Origin of the sequence: Vibrio sp. 10N.222.51.C5 (assembly GCF_041474575.1) — a bacterium.
Lineage (GTDB): Bacteria > Pseudomonadota > Gammaproteobacteria > Enterobacterales > Vibrionaceae > Vibrio > Vibrio crassostreae_C.
Genome location: NZ_JBFRUJ010000010.1, coordinates 66,926 through 83,555, shown reverse-complemented (window position 1 = coordinate 83,555; position 16,630 = coordinate 66,926). Strand labels below are relative to the sequence as shown.

At 45.2% G+C, this 16,630-nt stretch carries 13 protein-coding genes; 7 read left to right on the top strand and 6 right to left on the bottom strand.

The window, feature by feature from the left end; translation table 11 throughout:
- Positions 1-134 precede the first annotated feature (134 nt).
- Positions 135-1,970, bottom strand: coding sequence for a translational GTPase TypA (gene typA, locus AB4558_RS03575; protein WP_017059220.1), 1,836 nt, complete (start codon positions 1,968-1,970; stop codon positions 135-137).
- Positions 1,971-2,532: 562 nt separating this feature from the next.
- Here typA and glnA point away from each other — a divergent pair.
- From glnA to AB4558_RS03550, 5 genes are all read left to right on the top strand, one after another.
- Complete coding sequence (gene glnA / locus AB4558_RS03570) at positions 2,533-3,942, top strand: glutamate--ammonia ligase (protein WP_017059221.1); 1,410 nt, start codon at positions 2,533-2,535, stop codon at positions 3,940-3,942.
- A gap of 214 nt (positions 3,943-4,156) precedes the next feature.
- A complete protein-coding gene (locus tag AB4558_RS03565) occupies positions 4,157-4,726 on the top strand; it encodes a DUF4124 domain-containing protein (protein ID WP_017059222.1) in 570 nt (189 codons plus the stop codon).
- A 168-nt stretch (positions 4,727-4,894) separates the two neighbouring features.
- On the top strand, positions 4,895-5,971 hold the full coding sequence (gene glnL / locus AB4558_RS03560) for a nitrogen regulation protein NR(II) (RefSeq protein ID WP_019826501.1): 1,077 nt from the start codon (positions 4,895-4,897) through the stop codon (positions 5,969-5,971).
- Positions 5,972-6,092: 121 nt separating this feature from the next.
- Positions 6,093-7,496, top strand: coding sequence for a nitrogen regulation protein NR(I) (gene glnG, locus AB4558_RS03555; RefSeq protein ID WP_048661285.1), 1,404 nt, complete (start codon positions 6,093-6,095; stop codon positions 7,494-7,496).
- Between the two features lie 108 nt (positions 7,497-7,604).
- Positions 7,605-10,187, top strand: coding sequence for an EAL domain-containing protein (locus AB4558_RS03550; RefSeq protein ID WP_372158023.1), 2,583 nt, complete (start codon positions 7,605-7,607; stop codon positions 10,185-10,187).
- An 83-nt stretch (positions 10,188-10,270) separates the two neighbouring features.
- Here AB4558_RS03550 and hemN read toward each other — a convergent pair whose 3' ends face one another.
- From hemN to AB4558_RS03525, 5 genes are all read right to left on the bottom strand, one after another.
- Positions 10,271-11,662, bottom strand: a complete 1,392-nt coding sequence (gene hemN, locus AB4558_RS03545; protein ID WP_017070103.1) for an oxygen-independent coproporphyrinogen III oxidase — start codon at positions 11,660-11,662, stop codon at positions 10,271-10,273.
- A gap of 284 nt (positions 11,663-11,946) precedes the next feature.
- A complete protein-coding gene (locus AB4558_RS03540) occupies positions 11,947-12,435 on the bottom strand; it encodes a DUF2489 domain-containing protein (protein WP_017060164.1) in 489 nt (162 codons plus the stop codon).
- 6 nt (positions 12,436-12,441) lie between these two features.
- Positions 12,442-12,999, bottom strand: coding sequence for a Der GTPase-activating protein YihI (gene yihI / locus AB4558_RS03535; RefSeq protein WP_017060163.1), 558 nt, complete (start codon positions 12,997-12,999; stop codon positions 12,442-12,444).
- On the bottom strand, positions 12,999-13,637 hold the full coding sequence (locus AB4558_RS03530) for a class I SAM-dependent methyltransferase (RefSeq protein ID WP_010433503.1): 639 nt from the start codon (positions 13,635-13,637) through the stop codon (positions 12,999-13,001). Before AB4558_RS03530 ends, yihI begins: the two co-directional genes overlap by 1 nt.
- A gap of 557 nt (positions 13,638-14,194) precedes the next feature.
- On the bottom strand, positions 14,195-14,812 hold the full coding sequence (locus AB4558_RS03525) for a cytochrome c (protein ID WP_012602993.1): 618 nt from the start codon (positions 14,810-14,812) through the stop codon (positions 14,195-14,197).
- A 148-nt stretch (positions 14,813-14,960) separates the two neighbouring features.
- Between AB4558_RS03525 and yihA the strand changes: the two genes are divergently transcribed.
- Both yihA and AB4558_RS03515 read left to right on the top strand, forming a co-directional pair.
- A complete protein-coding gene (gene yihA / locus AB4558_RS03520) occupies positions 14,961-15,620 on the top strand; it encodes a ribosome biogenesis GTP-binding protein YihA/YsxC (RefSeq protein ID WP_017060162.1) in 660 nt (219 codons plus the stop codon).
- A gap of 218 nt (positions 15,621-15,838) precedes the next feature.
- A complete protein-coding gene (locus tag AB4558_RS03515; RefSeq protein WP_102428481.1) occupies positions 15,839-16,444 on the top strand; it encodes a GTP-binding protein in 606 nt (201 codons plus the stop codon).
- The last annotated feature ends 186 nt before the right edge of the window (positions 16,445-16,630 follow it).

Below are 16,630 nucleotides of genomic sequence, written 5' to 3'. Positions count from 1 at the left end.
GAGGATGACGAAATCTCGTTTAACCGTATCTAAACAAACTAAAAAACAAAAGCCCCGAGCAGCTAGGCTACTCGGGGCTTTCTTACTTATTCTAAAACGTATTGCTTGTTAGCTAGAAGCTAGTCAGCTGGCAATTAAGCCTTAGCTGGACGTGCTGCACGCTTACGTTCGTTTTCAGTAAGAAGTTTCTTACGGATACGAATGCTTACAGGCGTTACTTCTACTAGTTCGTCTTCGTCGATGAACTCAAGAGCTTGCTCTAGAGTGTGACGGATAGGTGGCGAAAGAACCTGTGCTTCATCAGTACCTGATGCACGAACGTTCGTTAGCTGCTTACCTTTCAGACAGTTTACTGTTAGGTCGTTTGAACGGTTATGAATACCGATGATTTGACCTTCGTATACTTCATCTGCGTGCTCAGCAAATAGACGACCACGTTCTTGTAGGTTGAATAGTGCGTAAGTCAGTGCTTTACCAGTCGCGTTCGAGATTAGAACACCGTTGTTACGTTGACCGATTACGCCGCCTTTGTGAGGACCGTAGTGATCAAATGAGTGGTAAAGAAGACCAGAACCAGACGTTAGCGTTAGGAACTCAGTTTGGAAACCGATAAGACCACGAGAAGGCATCATGAAGTCCATGCGAACACGGCCTTTGCCATCTGGAGACATATCAGTTAGCTCACCTTTACGTAGACCGATGTTTTCCATGATGCCACCTTGGTGCTCTTCAAGCACGTCGATAGTCACAGTTTCAAACGGTTCAGTTAGGTTGCCATCTTCGTCTTTCTTGATGATAACTTCTGGACGAGATACAGCTAGCTCGAAACCTTCACGACGCATGTTTTCGATCAGGATAGATAGGTGAAGTTCACCACGACCTGAAACACGGAAACGATCTGGGTTATCAGTTTCTTCAACACGTAGTGCAACGTTGTGTACTAGTTCTTTCTCTAGACGCTCAAGGATGTTACGTGAAGTAACGAACTTACCTTCTTTACCCGCGAACGGAGAAGTGTTTACTTGGAACGTCATTGTTACTGTTGGTTCATCAACAGAAAGCGGAGTCATTGCTTCAACATTGTTTACGTCACAGATAGTGTCTGAAATTTTCAGCTCACCAAGACCAGTGATTGCAATGATGTCGCCAGCGTTAGCTTGCTCAACTTCGTGACGGTCAAGACCTAGGTAACCAAGAACTGTACCTACTTTACCGTTACGTTTTTTGCCTTCTGCATTGACGATAGTTACTTGTTGGTTTGGTTTAACAGAACCACGAGTAACACGAGCAACACCGATAACACCTACGTAAGAGCTGTAATCAAGTTGCGAAATTTGCATTTGTAGTGGACCGTCAAGGTCAACTGCAGGCGCGTCTACTGTATCAACAACAGCTTGGAACAATGGTTCCATGTTCTCGCCAGTTTCGCCTTCAGTCATTGTTGCCCAGCCGTTTAGAGCTGAAGCGTAAACAACTGTGAAGTCTAGTTGCTCATCAGTAGCACCTAGGTTGTCGAAAAGGTCGAATACTTGATCCATAACCCAATCAGGACGAGCGCCTGGGCGGTCAATCTTGTTGATTACAACGATTGGCTTAAGACCGTGTGCGAATGCTTTTTGCGTTACGAAACGAGTTTGAGGCATTGGGCCATCAACTGCGTCAACGATAAGCAGAACAGAGTCAACCATAGACATGATACGCTCAACTTCACCACCGAAGTCCGCGTGTCCCGGAGTATCTACGATGTTGATGCGGTAATCATTCCAGTTGATTGCTGTGTTCTTAGCAAGAATGGTAATGCCACGCTCTTTTTCGATGTCATTCGAATCCATGACACGCTCTTCAGCTTCACCACGAGACTCAAGAGTGCCTGACTGTTGTAGCAGTTTATCAACCAAAGTCGTTTTACCGTGGTCAACGTGCGCGATGATCGCGATATTTCTTAACTTATCAATCTGTGGAGTAGACATGGATTCTCGATTCACTCATAAAAGTAGCCGTCACTTATCTCAAAAGTTTGGATAATAACCGCTAGCTTGATTTAAAAAACGGTCAATAATATACCAGATTCTAGACAAAAACCCAGAAATATGTGATCTGAACCGGGGCTTTTTTCTTTATTAGCGATTCATATCCGCTTAACTTTGATTCAGTACAGTGTTGAACAGCCCAATTCGTAGGACTCTAAAAAAGTATCACCTGCGAGTGGCGAACCAAATCTCCCGCAAAATAACAAAAGTGGATTGACAACTTAGGCAATTCATTGCTGAATGGTGCTCGCTTATGTCTCATATTGGTGCACAGACAAACAATTGCACCAATAAGGTGCGCCCAGAGATCATTTTGGTGCAAAAACCAAATTAAGCAAAACCGAAAAACAAGTAAATCATTGAAATTAATGGAATAATTTTTTTGGCACGTTTTTGGCTATAGATAAATCAGCATCGATTAATGCACTTATAGACATTAATCAATGCTAGTTTCAACCGAATCGAGCTAATACCGAATTAATAACACTGGAGGTTATCCAAGATGTCAGTAGAAAATGTACTATCCCTGATCCAAGAGAACGAAGTTAAATTTATCGACTTACGTTTTACTGATACAAAAGGTAAAGAGCAGCATATCTCTATTCCTTCTCACCAAGTTGATGCAGACTTCTTCGAAGAAGGCAAAATGTTTGACGGCTCTTCAGTAGCTGGTTGGAAAGGCATTAACGAATCTGACATGGTAATGATGCCAGACGCAGCATCTGCTGTACTGGACCCATTCACAGAAGACGCAACACTAAACATCCGTTGTGACATCCTTGAGCCTGCAACAATGCAAGGCTACGACCGTGACCCACGCTCTATCGCTAAACGTTCTGAAGAGTACCTACGTTCTACAGGTATCGCAGACACAGTTCTAGTTGGTCCAGAGCCAGAATTCTTCCTATTTGACGACGTTAAGTTCTCAAACGACATGTCTGGTTCTTTCTTCAAGATCGATGACGTAGAAGCAGCTTGGAACACAGGTTCTGACTTCGAAGGCGGTAACAAAGGTCACCGTCCTGGCGTTAAAGGCGGTTACTTCCCAGTAGCTCCAGTAGATTCATCTCAAGACATCCGTTCAGCAATGTGTCTAGTAATGGAAGAGATGGGCCTAGTTGTTGAAGCTCACCACCATGAAGTAGCAACTGCGGGTCAAAACGAAATCGCTACTCGCTTCAACACGCTAACAGCGAAAGCTGATGAAACTCAAATCTACAAGTACGTTGTACACAACGTTGCTCACGCATTTGGTAAAACAGCGACATTCATGCCTAAGCCACTAGTTGGTGACAACGGTTCTGGTATGCACGTTCACCAATCTCTAGCAAAAGACGGCGTTAACCTGTTTGCTGGTGATAAGTACGGCGGCCTATCTGAAATGGCTCTTTACTACATCGGTGGTGTAATCAAGCACGCTCGTGCAATCAACGCGTTTGCTAACCCATCAACTAACTCGTACAAGCGTCTTGTACCTGGTTTCGAAGCACCTGTAATGCTTGCTTACTCAGCACGTAACCGTTCTGCTTCTATCCGTATCCCAGTAGTACCAAGCCCTAAAGCACGTCGTATCGAGCTACGTTTTGGTGACCCAGCAGCTAACCCATACCTATGCTACTCAGCAATGCTTATGGCTGGCCTTGACGGCATCAAGAACAAGATTCACCCAGGCGAAGCTATGGATAAAGATCTATACGACCTTCCTGCAGAAGAAGCAGCTGAAATCCCAACAGTTGCAGAATCTCTACAAGAAGCTCTAGCAGCGCTTAGCGAAGACCGTGAGTTCCTAACAGCTGGCGGCGTATTCTCTGACGATTTCATCGATTCTTACATCACTCTGAAATCTGACGACGTACAACGCGTGAACATGGCTACACACCCACTTGAGTTTGAACTGTACTACTCAGTTTAATCTCCTGTAGAGATAAGCCATTTCTTACTGCAACCTTGTAAGAATCGCTGACTAAATATTAGGCTCGCCTCGCAGGCGGGCCTTTTTTATATTCTCCCTCCCCCCGCTTCCTCGTACCATACCTTAAACAAAAGCCCTCAGAGGCTGTCGCGCTAAATACAATAAAACCAACGCCAAACGTGAAATCACCTAGCGGTGAAAAGAGGCTAAAGATATGAAAAACATACTGTTCCTAATCGGGTTAACAGTCGCGCTCTCGTGCTCTGCTCAAACGGTGTATACCTGGATAGATGAAGATGGCGTGCTCCACTTTAGTGATAACCCTAGCGCTCAAGATGCCGAGGCTCTTCGCCTGCCAGATGTGCAAGCTTCAGCACCCGCCCCTAAATTTGAGGCCTCAACTCCGGTTGACGCTGCTGCTTCCTCTACAACTAAAACGGCAACGCCAGCCAAAACTCAGGCAGAAACCGAAACCACAAAGCGCGAGGTTCCTACTCAATTAGCCCTCACCATGTTGACTCCAGTTCATGATCAAACCATTCGTAGTAATCGCGGCTTAATCCCGATTCAGATAGAACTCAACCGAAAGCTTGGTATAGGTGAGCAATTACAATTGATGCTCGATGGCCGTCGATATGGCGCCCCACAGACCCAACCTATTTGGGAATTAAAAGGTATCGATCGAGGTACTCACACCATTGCAATTCAAGCACATAGAAGCGGCAAGCTTATTGCATCTACTAGTCCAGTCACCGTGTATTTACATCGAGCGACGCTCAAGTAGGCCAATGTGTTAAAAGAGGCCAAATAACCTCTACTTTTCACCTAATCGAAGCAGCTTTCAGCGACTCTAATGAATTATCTTTAGCTTCTGGTTGATATGCGCCATACTTGAACTTAGCTACGCACCAATTTGGTGCAGTGAGAAAAACACCAGTTCAAGGACGAAATAGTGAATCGATCAGCCAAAAGCGACAGCATAGATACACACCATCTTTCCAGCGCCATTCTCGACAATATGGTGACTTCGACATTAATGCTCGATGAGCAATTGTATGTCCGATACGCAAATCCGGCGGCTGAGCAGCTCTTTTCACAGAGCGCACGACGCATCGTTGATCATCCACTGAGCCAACTTATCCAACACGCTTCACTTGATTTGGCGCTTCTGACGCAACCGCTACAAAGTGGCCAGAGCATTACCGACAGTGACGTTACCTTCGTTGTTGATAACCGCCCACTGATGCTTGAAGTCACGGTTAGCCCAATATCTTGGCAGCGAGAGACGCTGTTATTGGTTGAGATGCGCAAGATAGACCAGCAAAGACGCCTTAGCCAAGAGCTCAACCAACATGCACAACAACAAGCGGCTAAGTTGCTGGTACGCGGGTTAGCACATGAGATCAAAAATCCACTCGGTGGCTTAAGAGGTGCGGCGCAGTTACTTGGGAAAATGCTTCCTGATCAGTCTCTTAATGAATATACGCAGATCATTATTGAGCAAGCCGACCGCTTAAGAGCATTAGTCGACCGTCTGCTTGGCCCACAGAAGCCGGGGACTAAATCAGAAGAGAACCTTCACCAGATACTTGAGAAAGTCAGGCAGCTCGTAGAGCTCGAATCGGGTTCAACGCTCGCCATCGAAAGGGATTACGACCCGAGCCTACCGGACATCTTGATGGATTCGGCACAGGTTGAACAAGCGATGCTCAATATCGTGAGCAATGCAGCGCAGATTCTAAAGACTCAAGATTCTGGCAAAATCACCATTCGCACCAGAACGGTGCATCAAGCAAATATTCACGGGCAGCGACACAAACTCGCAGCTCGTATTGAGATCAGCGATAACGGTCCGGGCATCCCCGATGATTTAAAAGACACGCTGTTTTACCCAATGGTCAGCGGACGAGAAGGTGGAACAGGGCTGGGGCTATCGATTTCTCAAAACCTGATCGATCAACACAATGGGAAAATTGATGTTGAAAGCTGGCCAGGCAACACCACATTCACGATTTATCTACCGATTTAGGTCATAAGAACCTCGCTATTGGACAGCGAGATGAAAGGCTTAGCTCGGTAACACAAAGATTAAGACATCATAAAAACAACAATGATTATCACAATAGATTTGGCTGCAAAGGAATTGAATTATGAGTAAGGGATACGTTTGGGTCGTCGATGACGACAGCTCTATCCGCTGGGTAGTAGAGAAAACACTTTCATCTGCGGATATTAAGTGTGAAACATTTGCTGATGCTGAGAGCGTGTTGCTTGCGCTTGAGCGCGAGACACCGGACGTATTGGTGTCTGACATTCGCATGCCCGGCATTGACGGGATTGAGCTGTTGCATCAGGTTCATCAACGCTCTCCCGACCTGCCCGTGATCATTATGACCGCGCACTCAGACCTTGATGCGGCGGTGAATGCTTATCAAAAAGGCGCCTTTGAATATCTTCCAAAGCCGTTCGATATTGATGAAACACTGACTCTAGTCGAACGAGCGATCGCGCACAGCCAAGAGCAGAAACGCGAACAAGCCAGTGAGGTCGCTGAAGACACCAACGCGCCAGAAATCATCGGTGAAGCACCGGCAATGCAGGAGGTTTTCCGAGCGATTGGCCGTTTGTCTCGCTCATCCATATCCGTGCTGATCAATGGTGAATCGGGTACCGGTAAAGAATTGGTCGCTCACGCTCTGCATCGTCACAGCCCAAGAGCTAAGAAGCCCTTCATTGCCTTGAACATGGCAGCAATCCCCAAAGATCTGATCGAGTCTGAACTGTTTGGCCACGAAAAAGGTGCCTTTACCGGTGCTAACAGCGTTCGCCAAGGACGCTTTGAACAAGCCAACGGCGGCACCCTATTTCTGGATGAGATCGGTGACATGCCACTCGATATCCAAACTCGCTTGTTGCGTGTACTTTCTGATGGTCAGTTCTATCGTGTCGGCGGTCACTCTGCAGTTAAGGTAGACGTTCGTATCGTTGCCGCAACCCACCAAGATCTTGAGCGCTTAGTGCATGAAGGCGACTTCCGTGAAGACCTTTTCCACCGACTCAACGTTATCCGAATCCATATCCCGGCACTTCGCGAACGTAAACAAGACATTGAAAAGCTGACTCATCACTTCCTAGCATCCGCCGCCGAAGAGCTCGGTGTTGAAGTGAAGACACTGCATCCTGAGACCATTTTGAAGCTCAACCAGCTCAATTGGCCGGGTAACGTGCGTCAGCTTGAAAACATTTGTCGTTGGCTTACCGTGATGGCCAGCGGCAGCGAAATTCTTCCTTCAGACCTGCCACCAGAGCTGCTAGAAGAAAAAGTGGTGACCACCTCAGGAACTGGAGATAACTGGCAACAACTGCTCGCTAATTGGGCAAAGTGTGCGCTTGATTCAGGAGAAAAAGAGCTACTAACTTATGCGCTGCCAGAGTTTGAACGTATACTGCTAGAGGCTGCACTCAACCATACCAATGGTCATAAACAGGATGCAGCCAAAGTTTTAGGTTGGGGAAGAAACACTCTAACTCGTAAACTAAAAGAACTGTACTGACCTGATATGACTCTCGATGCAGCTACTTTTTTAACCAAAAAAGTGTCGCTTGGTTTGAATAGTGTCGGTACAATTAAGGTATGCCATCCACTAAAGTTGTAGCTAAAGATGTCTTTGAAAACACAAATTACCTTGAGAACTGCTGTGGTTCTGCCATTCGTGATGATTTTTCTGTTCACTATGAGCGTAATGGTTTTCACTCAAAAGCTAAGCTACAAAGAGATGGTGAGTGATGTTAGTGCACGCCAGCTGACATCACTGACTGACAATGTTCATCAAAGCCTGTCTAATTTTTTAGAAAAGCCATTTCACGCCAACCTCTCGCTCAGCCATAACATCGGCTACCACCATCTTTATCAAGCAGGCAATCTTAGTAAGGTCCAAGACTATATTTTTTATACGTTTTCAGACCATTACACTGCTGCACCTCAACTCGATGCGATCGGCTTTGGTTCTGAAGATGGTAACTACGTCGGTTTCCGCAAAGAAGCCAACAAAGGCTACACCTTGATGGTGCAAGACGAACGCACCAATGATCAGCTGGTCATTTACCGTGGCAGCAAAATTAGTGAAGACATTCGATCGGTGATTTCAGGTTACGATCCTAGAATCCGTCCTTGGTACACACCCATTGCGACACAGAAAAAACCGTTATGGTCACCAATTTATGCCAATGCTGACGAACGTCAAGAAATCACCTTATCTGCTCTAGCGCCTATCTATGATGATAATGAATTCAAAGCCGTCGTAGTCAGCGACATCAAAATCAATACCTTCAATGCGTTTCTCAGAAAGCTCAAAGATAGAACGGATGCCTCTGTTTACATCATCGATAAGCAGCAACGCTTGGTCGCGCACTCAGGCGGAGGCAGTGTCGTTTCATGGGGCACAGGACAAACCAACAAAGGGCAACGCAAACTAGCAACAGAGAGTGCTAATCCAGTCATACGTGAGAGTGCTAGCTACGTAGAGCAATTCCACCTAATCGAGAATTTGGGTGAGCAGCGCTTTAGTTTTAGCCTAGACAACGAACGCTACTTCAACCAAATCACCCCATACGAAGATGAGCACGGGCTCACGTGGTTTATTGGGGTGTCGATCCCTGAAAGCAATCTGCTCGGTGAATTGCCAGAAAATCAAAGAAACAGTTGGTTGCTTGGGCTAGCACTGAGCTGCATTGGGGTCATTGCAGGATTAATTGCCTTTAATCGCGCAACCCAACCCATCACCTCGACAGCGGATGCGGCAAAACGCCTTGCTAAGGGCGATTGGGACGCGAGCATGCCAAAAACAGGGCATATATATGAAACCAGCATGTTGGTCGAGTCATTCAATGAAATGACCAACAACTTAAAGGCTTCGTTTCATGCATTACAGTCTCAACTTACCTATGACTCATTAACCAAGCTATACAGCCGTGAAGGCTTTATTGACGCTGCCAAGAAACACCCCGACAACGAAAAAGGCACACTGTATTTGATTGGTATTGATCGCTTCCGAGACATCAATGACAGCCTAGGTCATTACAATGGCGACCAGCTACTTATCATTGCGGCCGCTCGTTTAAGAGGCACACTGCCATCCGAATACCTACTAGCTCGCACTGGTGGTGATGAGTTTGCCATCTACGCGCCAAACGTAACGCAAAGCGATGATGTTCAGCTGCTGACTAACCGCTTACTTCAAACCTTCGCTTCCCCATTTTCAATGGAATCGGAAAGCGTGGTGATTAAGGTATCGATGGGGATAGTGAATGTCTCGAATCTTCACGACATTACACTCCTGCTACGCAGCAGCAGCATTGCATTGAGCAATGCGAAACAAGACAAAACCAGTGTCTGTATTTATAGCCTTGAAATGGGCAAAGCATCGAGACATCGCACCAAGATGTTAGCGCGGATGAACCGAGCGATTGAGCTTCAACAGTTCGAACCGTTTTATCAGCCTATTATTGATCTGGAATCTGGCTCGACCATAGGAGCAGAAGCTTTAGCTCGCTGGATAACGGATGAAGGGGTGATCTCGCCACTCGAGTTCATTCCTCTCGCGGAAGAGAGCGGGCTCATTGACGATATCGGCAAGCAAATTCTACATAAGTCGTGTCGAGATACTGCCATCGCGATTGAATCAGGAAAGTGGAGCAAGGACTTCTCTATTCACGTTAACCTGTCGGTCGATCAACTGAGTGAAAGTGGCTTTGTGGAACAAGTAAAAGGCACGTTGCGAGACACAAATCTGCCAGCAAGCAACCTGACACTAGAGATCACCGAATCACGCATCGTCGACAACGACCCGACCATCATCGATAACATGCTGACTCTAAAAGCACTAGGGATATCAATTGCGATTGATGACTTTGGTACCGGCTATTCGTCACTGGCTTACTTACACAAACTGCCATTCGACTGCCTTAAGATCGACCGCAGCTTTGTCAGCAAACTTGATAAAGAGAACCTAGATAGCTCCATCGTCGCGGCCATCGTTAACATCACTAAGGGCTTCAAAGTAAGCTTGGTGGCAGAGGGCGTTGAAACACAGCAACAGGCTGAACTTCTCAAGCAGCTGCAGTGCCCGCTTGCTCAAGGCTTCTTATACAGTCGCCCAGTTCCGTTTGACCAATGGCCTACCGACCTCATCAACTCCAAGCAAAGTGCCAAGGTCAAACAAAATACCACTGAGAGTCTCACCTAAACCAGGCAGAAATCGAATGAGTCAGATACAAAAATGCCAGCATGATGCTGGCATTTTTTATTGTTCTATTCTCTATCGAGCGATTAGATAACGCGAGAGAATTGCTGCTGGCGAGCCTTTGCACGTAAGTATTTATCAAAACACATACAGATGTTACGGATCAGCAAGCGGCCACGCAGAGTAACGCGGATTTCTTTGTCATCGACTTCAACCAAATCATCGTTGATGAAGGTTTGTAGAAGCTCTAAATCTTCTTTGAAGTAGCGATTAAAGTTAACCGAGAACTCAGATTCGATCATTGTTTTATCAAGCTTGAAGTTACAAATCAGCTGCTTGATCACTTCACGACGTAGAAGGTCGTCACTGTCTAGAGCAACACCTTTCCAAAGTGCATGACGCAGGTCATTCACCTGAGCGTAGTACTTCTTCAGCTCTTTCTGATTTTGTGCGTAAGCATCACCAACCATAGAAATCGCAGAAACACCGAAACCAATTAAGTCAGCTTCACCTTGGGTGGTGTAGCCTTGGAAGTTACGATGCAGAATACCTTCACGCTGTGCTACGGCTAGCTCATCTTCAGGTAGTGCGAAGTGATCCATACCAATGAACTGGTAACCCGCTCCCGTTAGCGTCTCGATGGTATCTTGCAAGATAGCCATTTTCTCTTTCGCTTCAGGTAGATCTTCGTCTTTAATCTTACGCTGCGCCGCAAACAGCTGAGGCATGTGTGCGTAGTTAAATACCGATAAACGGCCCGGCTTCATTTCTAACACTTGCTTCAATGTTTCAGCGAACAAAGCTTGAGTCTGCTTTGGTAGGCCGTAGATCAAATCCAGATTAGTTGAACGGAAGCCTAGCTCTTTCGCTCGTTTAACCATCGCAATGATGAACTCTTCATCTTGCTCACGGTTAACCAGTTTCTGCACTTCTTTATTGAAGTCTTGCACGCCAATGCTCAGGCGGTTGAAGCCTTCGTTACGCAGGTGGTCAAGTACGTCTAGCTCAATCTCACGCGGGTCAACTTCAATACTGATTTCAGCGTCAGCGGTGAAGTTAAACTCTTCACGCAAAATACTCATCAAACGAGTGATTTGTGTTTTGGTCAAGAACGTTGGCGTACCACCACCGAAGTGCAATTGCGTCACTTCACGGCCATTCAATAAAGAGGCGCGTTGGCGGATTTCATGTTCAATCACATCAAGGTACTCATCCGCTTTATGCGAGTGACGAGTAATGACTTTATTACAACCACAGTAGTAACAAAGCTTGTGGCAGAACGGGATATGCACGTAAAGAGAGAGTGGACGCTCAGGATATTGAGTACACGCCATGTCGTAATCAGCGACGGTAAACGCTTCATGAAACTCCAACGCTGTTGGATATGAGGTGTAACGAGGTCCCGAATAGTTGTACTTGTTTAAGATCTCTTGATCCCAAACGATTTGCTGATTCGTTGTTACTGGCTTGCTCGACATAGCGGTATTTCCAATTTAGATCCGCGAGAACCTAAGGTCTCTCAAATCATTTTACATACATTAAAATATAGACGGGTTATTTTGCCACACGACCTGTAAGGTCGTTCCAAGACAAAATCAATTTTTTAGACAAAAACTCAGAACTGCTAGCTTGATCACTAACAAAGCGTCGGGATTAACGAGACGCAAAAGGTAAGAAGGCTCATTTAACACTATCTATAAAGATAAGGTGTCTCAAGAACACCCTGTATTAAACAAGCCTCTATTTTAAATAGTCTTAGCGACTAGATCATCTGAATGTTGATTTGGTTGTTGAGAGGTTTAACCTTCTCTTGCAACCTTTTCAGATCTTCAATGACCGCATCATTCAAGCGAGTCTCTGCCTTATGGCGCGTGAGATTCTGCTGCATGCGCTCTTTCTTCGTCAGTTCCTGTCTTGCCTCTCCGCGAGCCATATCTTTTACGATATGGTACAGCTCAGAAAGAGCAGGATACTCAGAATCAAAATCGACACGCTCATCACCCTGAACATTATCCATAATGATACACACTCGGATACTGATCTCAGGTAAGTCACATTGCCCTTGAATGCCCGCTAAGCACAAAGTATTTACGTTTTCGTAAATCGTCGCGTTGCGTTTTTCAATGGCTAGTGCTTGATGCTGCTTTTGCAACTCCGTCTGCTTCTTCACTTGAAGTAGAAGGTAACCTGCGTAAGAGCCCAAGCCGAGAATGATAATTCCACCAGCAATTGCTAATAAGGTTACGTTCACTGGCTATTAACCTTTAAAGCTGTCTAAATCGAAATCTTCGAATTGAGATAGCAAGTCTTCGTCAGAGCTCGCTTTCTTCTTAGAGGCAACCGGTGCTTCTTCGAAGATCTCTTCTTCATCGTCTTCTGGCTCTAGTAGACCTAAGCGTCCCATTAGGTGTTCGATACGATCAAGTTTCTCATCAACAAACTTCTGTAGACCAGCACCTAGGTTTTCACCATTTTCGATACGATCTAGGAGTGTGTTCAGTTGAGCGTCATTCTCAAGCATCTCTAACTCTTGTTCGTTAGATAGCTTGCGCTCTTGTTTAGTCGGCTTCTTCGCTGGTTCAACGATCAGCGGAATTTTTTTCTTGCTGCCTAAACGTGGATCACGAGCTTGTGCAGCTTTGCGCTGTTTTGCTTCGCTACCATCTGAGTGACGGCTACCAGACTTAAGGCCTTTACGCTTTTTAACACGCTTACGTTCACGACCTTCAACATCAGATTCACTACGGTTACGAGTAACCATAGGCTCCGGAGCGCCAAGTGCTCCCGGCTTTCTTGATTTCTTACTACGACCCATTACTGCACTTTCCTCAGTAAAATTACATCATTTCCAAAAAATTCTAGTTCGAGCTTATCCCGCTCTGCCAAAAACTGGAATGTTTGACGACTAAAGAAGACGACATGTGTCGGGTCATTCTTGTAGTGCCAACCAGCAAACGCGTCTACGTCTATTACTAGTTTAGTCATAAGACCAATCCAGCCCTTGGGTTTAACTAAATTCAACCATTGCTGCCACACTTTGTCTGGGTGATAAAGATGCTCTATCACCTCCGTGGCAGTCATAAAGTCATACGTTTTTTCCAACACAGAGGGTTCTGGGTGGTAATAGATATCGTACAACTCCATGGTGTGTCCGGCTTCTTCTAACATAATAGATAGCGTAGGGCCTGGGCCACAACCAAAATCCAACCCGTGTGAGTTAGATGAAATTTTGTCTGTTAGTGGATCCGCGATGCGAGATAAAAAGCGGCGATAGCCTGCATCACTAGGATCGTTCTCATGGAGATCATAGTGTGCTTTTTCTTCTTTTGCTTCTAACCTTTGTTCAGGTTTAACAAATACCAGTTCACATTGCTGACACTGCAGATAGGCTCTGCGTTTGTCTTCAAAATAGTGATTCACGCCTTGGTGATGGCATAAGGGACAAGTATACATAGCACATCCTTAAACAGGGATGCGAAACATACCAGAAACTGAGTTTATAGTGGAGAGGTATTGGGTGTTTTTTCATCAAATCAATAAAAAAAGCGATAGGAAAACCTATCGCTCTCTAAATCTGCCTATATCGGCCAAAATTTGCATACTCAACTTGGTACACAAATCTCCATTTGTTATTGGTGCTTTCCATGCCAAATTTGTTTGTTGTTCATCGTCCTGATGAGTTTTGGCTATCCTTTTCTAACACCTTGTTGCTGGGCTGTCCTAGCCTGATCCATTTCTGTCTATACCGTTAGACTAGATGATCATCCATATCTAAGTCAGCTCCTAGCTGATGGCGGTTACTTTACCGTGTTACAAAAAGACTACAAGAGTGCGACTTCACACTTTTGTACACAAATCGATCACACATTGATAAATCAGACATAAACACAAAACGCATTAATAAAACCAATACAAAAGAAAACGCCCCGACCATTACTGATCGGGGCGTCTCTTCAATCTCGCTCGAACGTACATTCCTTTACTCTGGCTAAGAGCAAGAAACCGACAAATTAGTGTAAACCACCAACGTACTTCGATAAGGTATCAATATCAGCGTCTGTTAACTTTTTAGCTACATCACGCATCATCGCATTCATGTCGTTATTACGGTCACCATCGCGGAATTTTTCAAGTTGAGCCTTGATGTAATCTGCGTGCTGACCTGAAATCTTAGGGAAACCAGAAAGTTCGGTACCATTACCACGAGGGCCATGACAAGCAATACACGCCGTTACGCCGCGTTCTGCGTTACCCGCTGTGTAAAGAACCTTACCTTCATCTACTACATTTTCAGGAGTAGAGTTACTAGAGATAGGTAGAGAGGCGTAGTATGCCGCTAGGTCAGCCATATCTTCTTCAGATAAAGGCATCGCCATTGCACCCATTACAGGTTCGTAACGACCTTGCTTACCACCACTTGTCATACCTAGCTTAAGCTCTTTTAACTGCTTCTCTAGATACTTCTCATGTTGACCAGCCAGCTTAGGGTACTGAGTGATCAGGCTGTTGCCGTCAGCACCGTGGCAGGCAACACATGTTTGTGATTTGGCTTTACCAGCTTCAATACTACCTTGAGCCCATACTGAGCAGCTGGCTAAAAGACTCAAAATTAGCGCTAATTTCTTCATGACATTCCATTATAATTATCAAGCTTCCAGTACCACTCTATGTTGCCACTCATGGTACAATAGGCGACCTTATGCCGAGCACGGTTATTTTACACAAATTCACAAAAAAGTAATCAATCGACTACACAAAGTCGAGATGGAGTTAACAGTGAGCGTAAAAATTCATTATCAAAACACGCATTTCATTACCAGTGCACCTGATATTCGTCATTTACCAGAAGACGAAGGGATCGAAATTGCGTTTGCAGGACGCTCCAATGCTGGTAAATCTAGCGCGCTAAATCGCGTTACAAACCAAAAAAGCTTGGCGAAAACCAGTAAAACACCCGGTCGAACTCAGCTAATCAACCTATTTAAGGTAACGGACGGTTGTCATATCGTCGATTTACCTGGATATGGCTTTGCTCAAGTACCACTTGAGATGAAGAAAAAATGGCAGAAGTCGCTAGGTGAATACCTACAACGACGTGAAAGCCTGAAAGGTTTAGTGGTATTGATGGATATCCGTCACCCAATGAAAGACCTTGACCAACAAATGATCTACTGGGCTATCGATAGCCGCATCCCAGTACAGGTTTTGTTAACAAAAGCAGACAAACTGAAAAGTGGTGCGCGTAAAGCACAGCTACTGAAAATCCGTAACGATGCAAAATCTTTCGGTGGTGATGTTGCGGTTGATGTCTTCTCTTCAATGAAGGGCATCGGCGTTGACCAACTGCGTGCCAAGATGGATGAGTGGTTTGCGCCTGCGCTTGCTGATCAAATCATTGATGAGTTAGCAGACGAAGAGCACAACGACTCAGAGTAGTTCCTCTACTTATCGCTATAGGTTAGAGCACTTACAACACGTGATTTAGCCTTATCAATGCCCCTCCTTATATAGGTGGGGTATTTTTTTGCCCAAAAATGAGTGAGTTAAGCATAAGTTTTTAGTGTTAAAAATCGGATTTAGCCACTAAAACCAATAGAAGTGAACCATACTAAAAGACACATCTAAATAATCAGAACAATGAGAAAGGAATACTCATGTGGAAAACACCATTGGCCATCATTGCACTTATGTTGGTCTCACTGACAGGGTTTGCCTCTGAAGCAGAACAAGAACAAGAACAAGCCCCACTGATCAATGTCGATATGACCTTAGACCTCGATGGCATGGAAAAGTACGCCCAAGACGCGAGTGAGTCTCTTGAGGTGATATCGCAATCTTTGCAAGCGATAGTCAACAACCCCAACCTAAGCGACGACCAGCAACAAGCCCTCAATCAAACGGTTGAAAGTATCAATAAGCTTGCGAGCTCCACCAAGACATCACTCAATCAACTGCCACAAGCCTTAGACCAATCTCGACTCGCCTTTAAACAAACCAGTCAAATGCTGTTGGATGATATTCAGACCAAGATCATCATTGCGCTGGCGGCCGTTATCGCCGTCATTATTATCGCTTTGACCGCTATCTATCTGCTTATCCTGAAACCCATGCAGCAAACCTTGGTAAAAGCGACCAACAATATCTCTTCGATGGCGCAATCCATCCAGATCACCGCCGAAGCACTGAAATACAGCACCGAGAAACAACAGAAAATCATGGATTACATTGAGCATTCACCGACTCAATACACTGATAAATAAGGCGTGATCCATCAATCCTTTATCGATAACTTGTAAAATAAAAGTTATTTCAAGTGATAAAACAATCGACTTAGAGACGGATTTAAATTACCAAAAGCTGATCGAATTTCAGATCTAAGGCAAATCAGGGGTTTATCACTGTGCTTGAGAAAGTGTAATAAAAGGCACTAAAAATGAGAGGTTTTA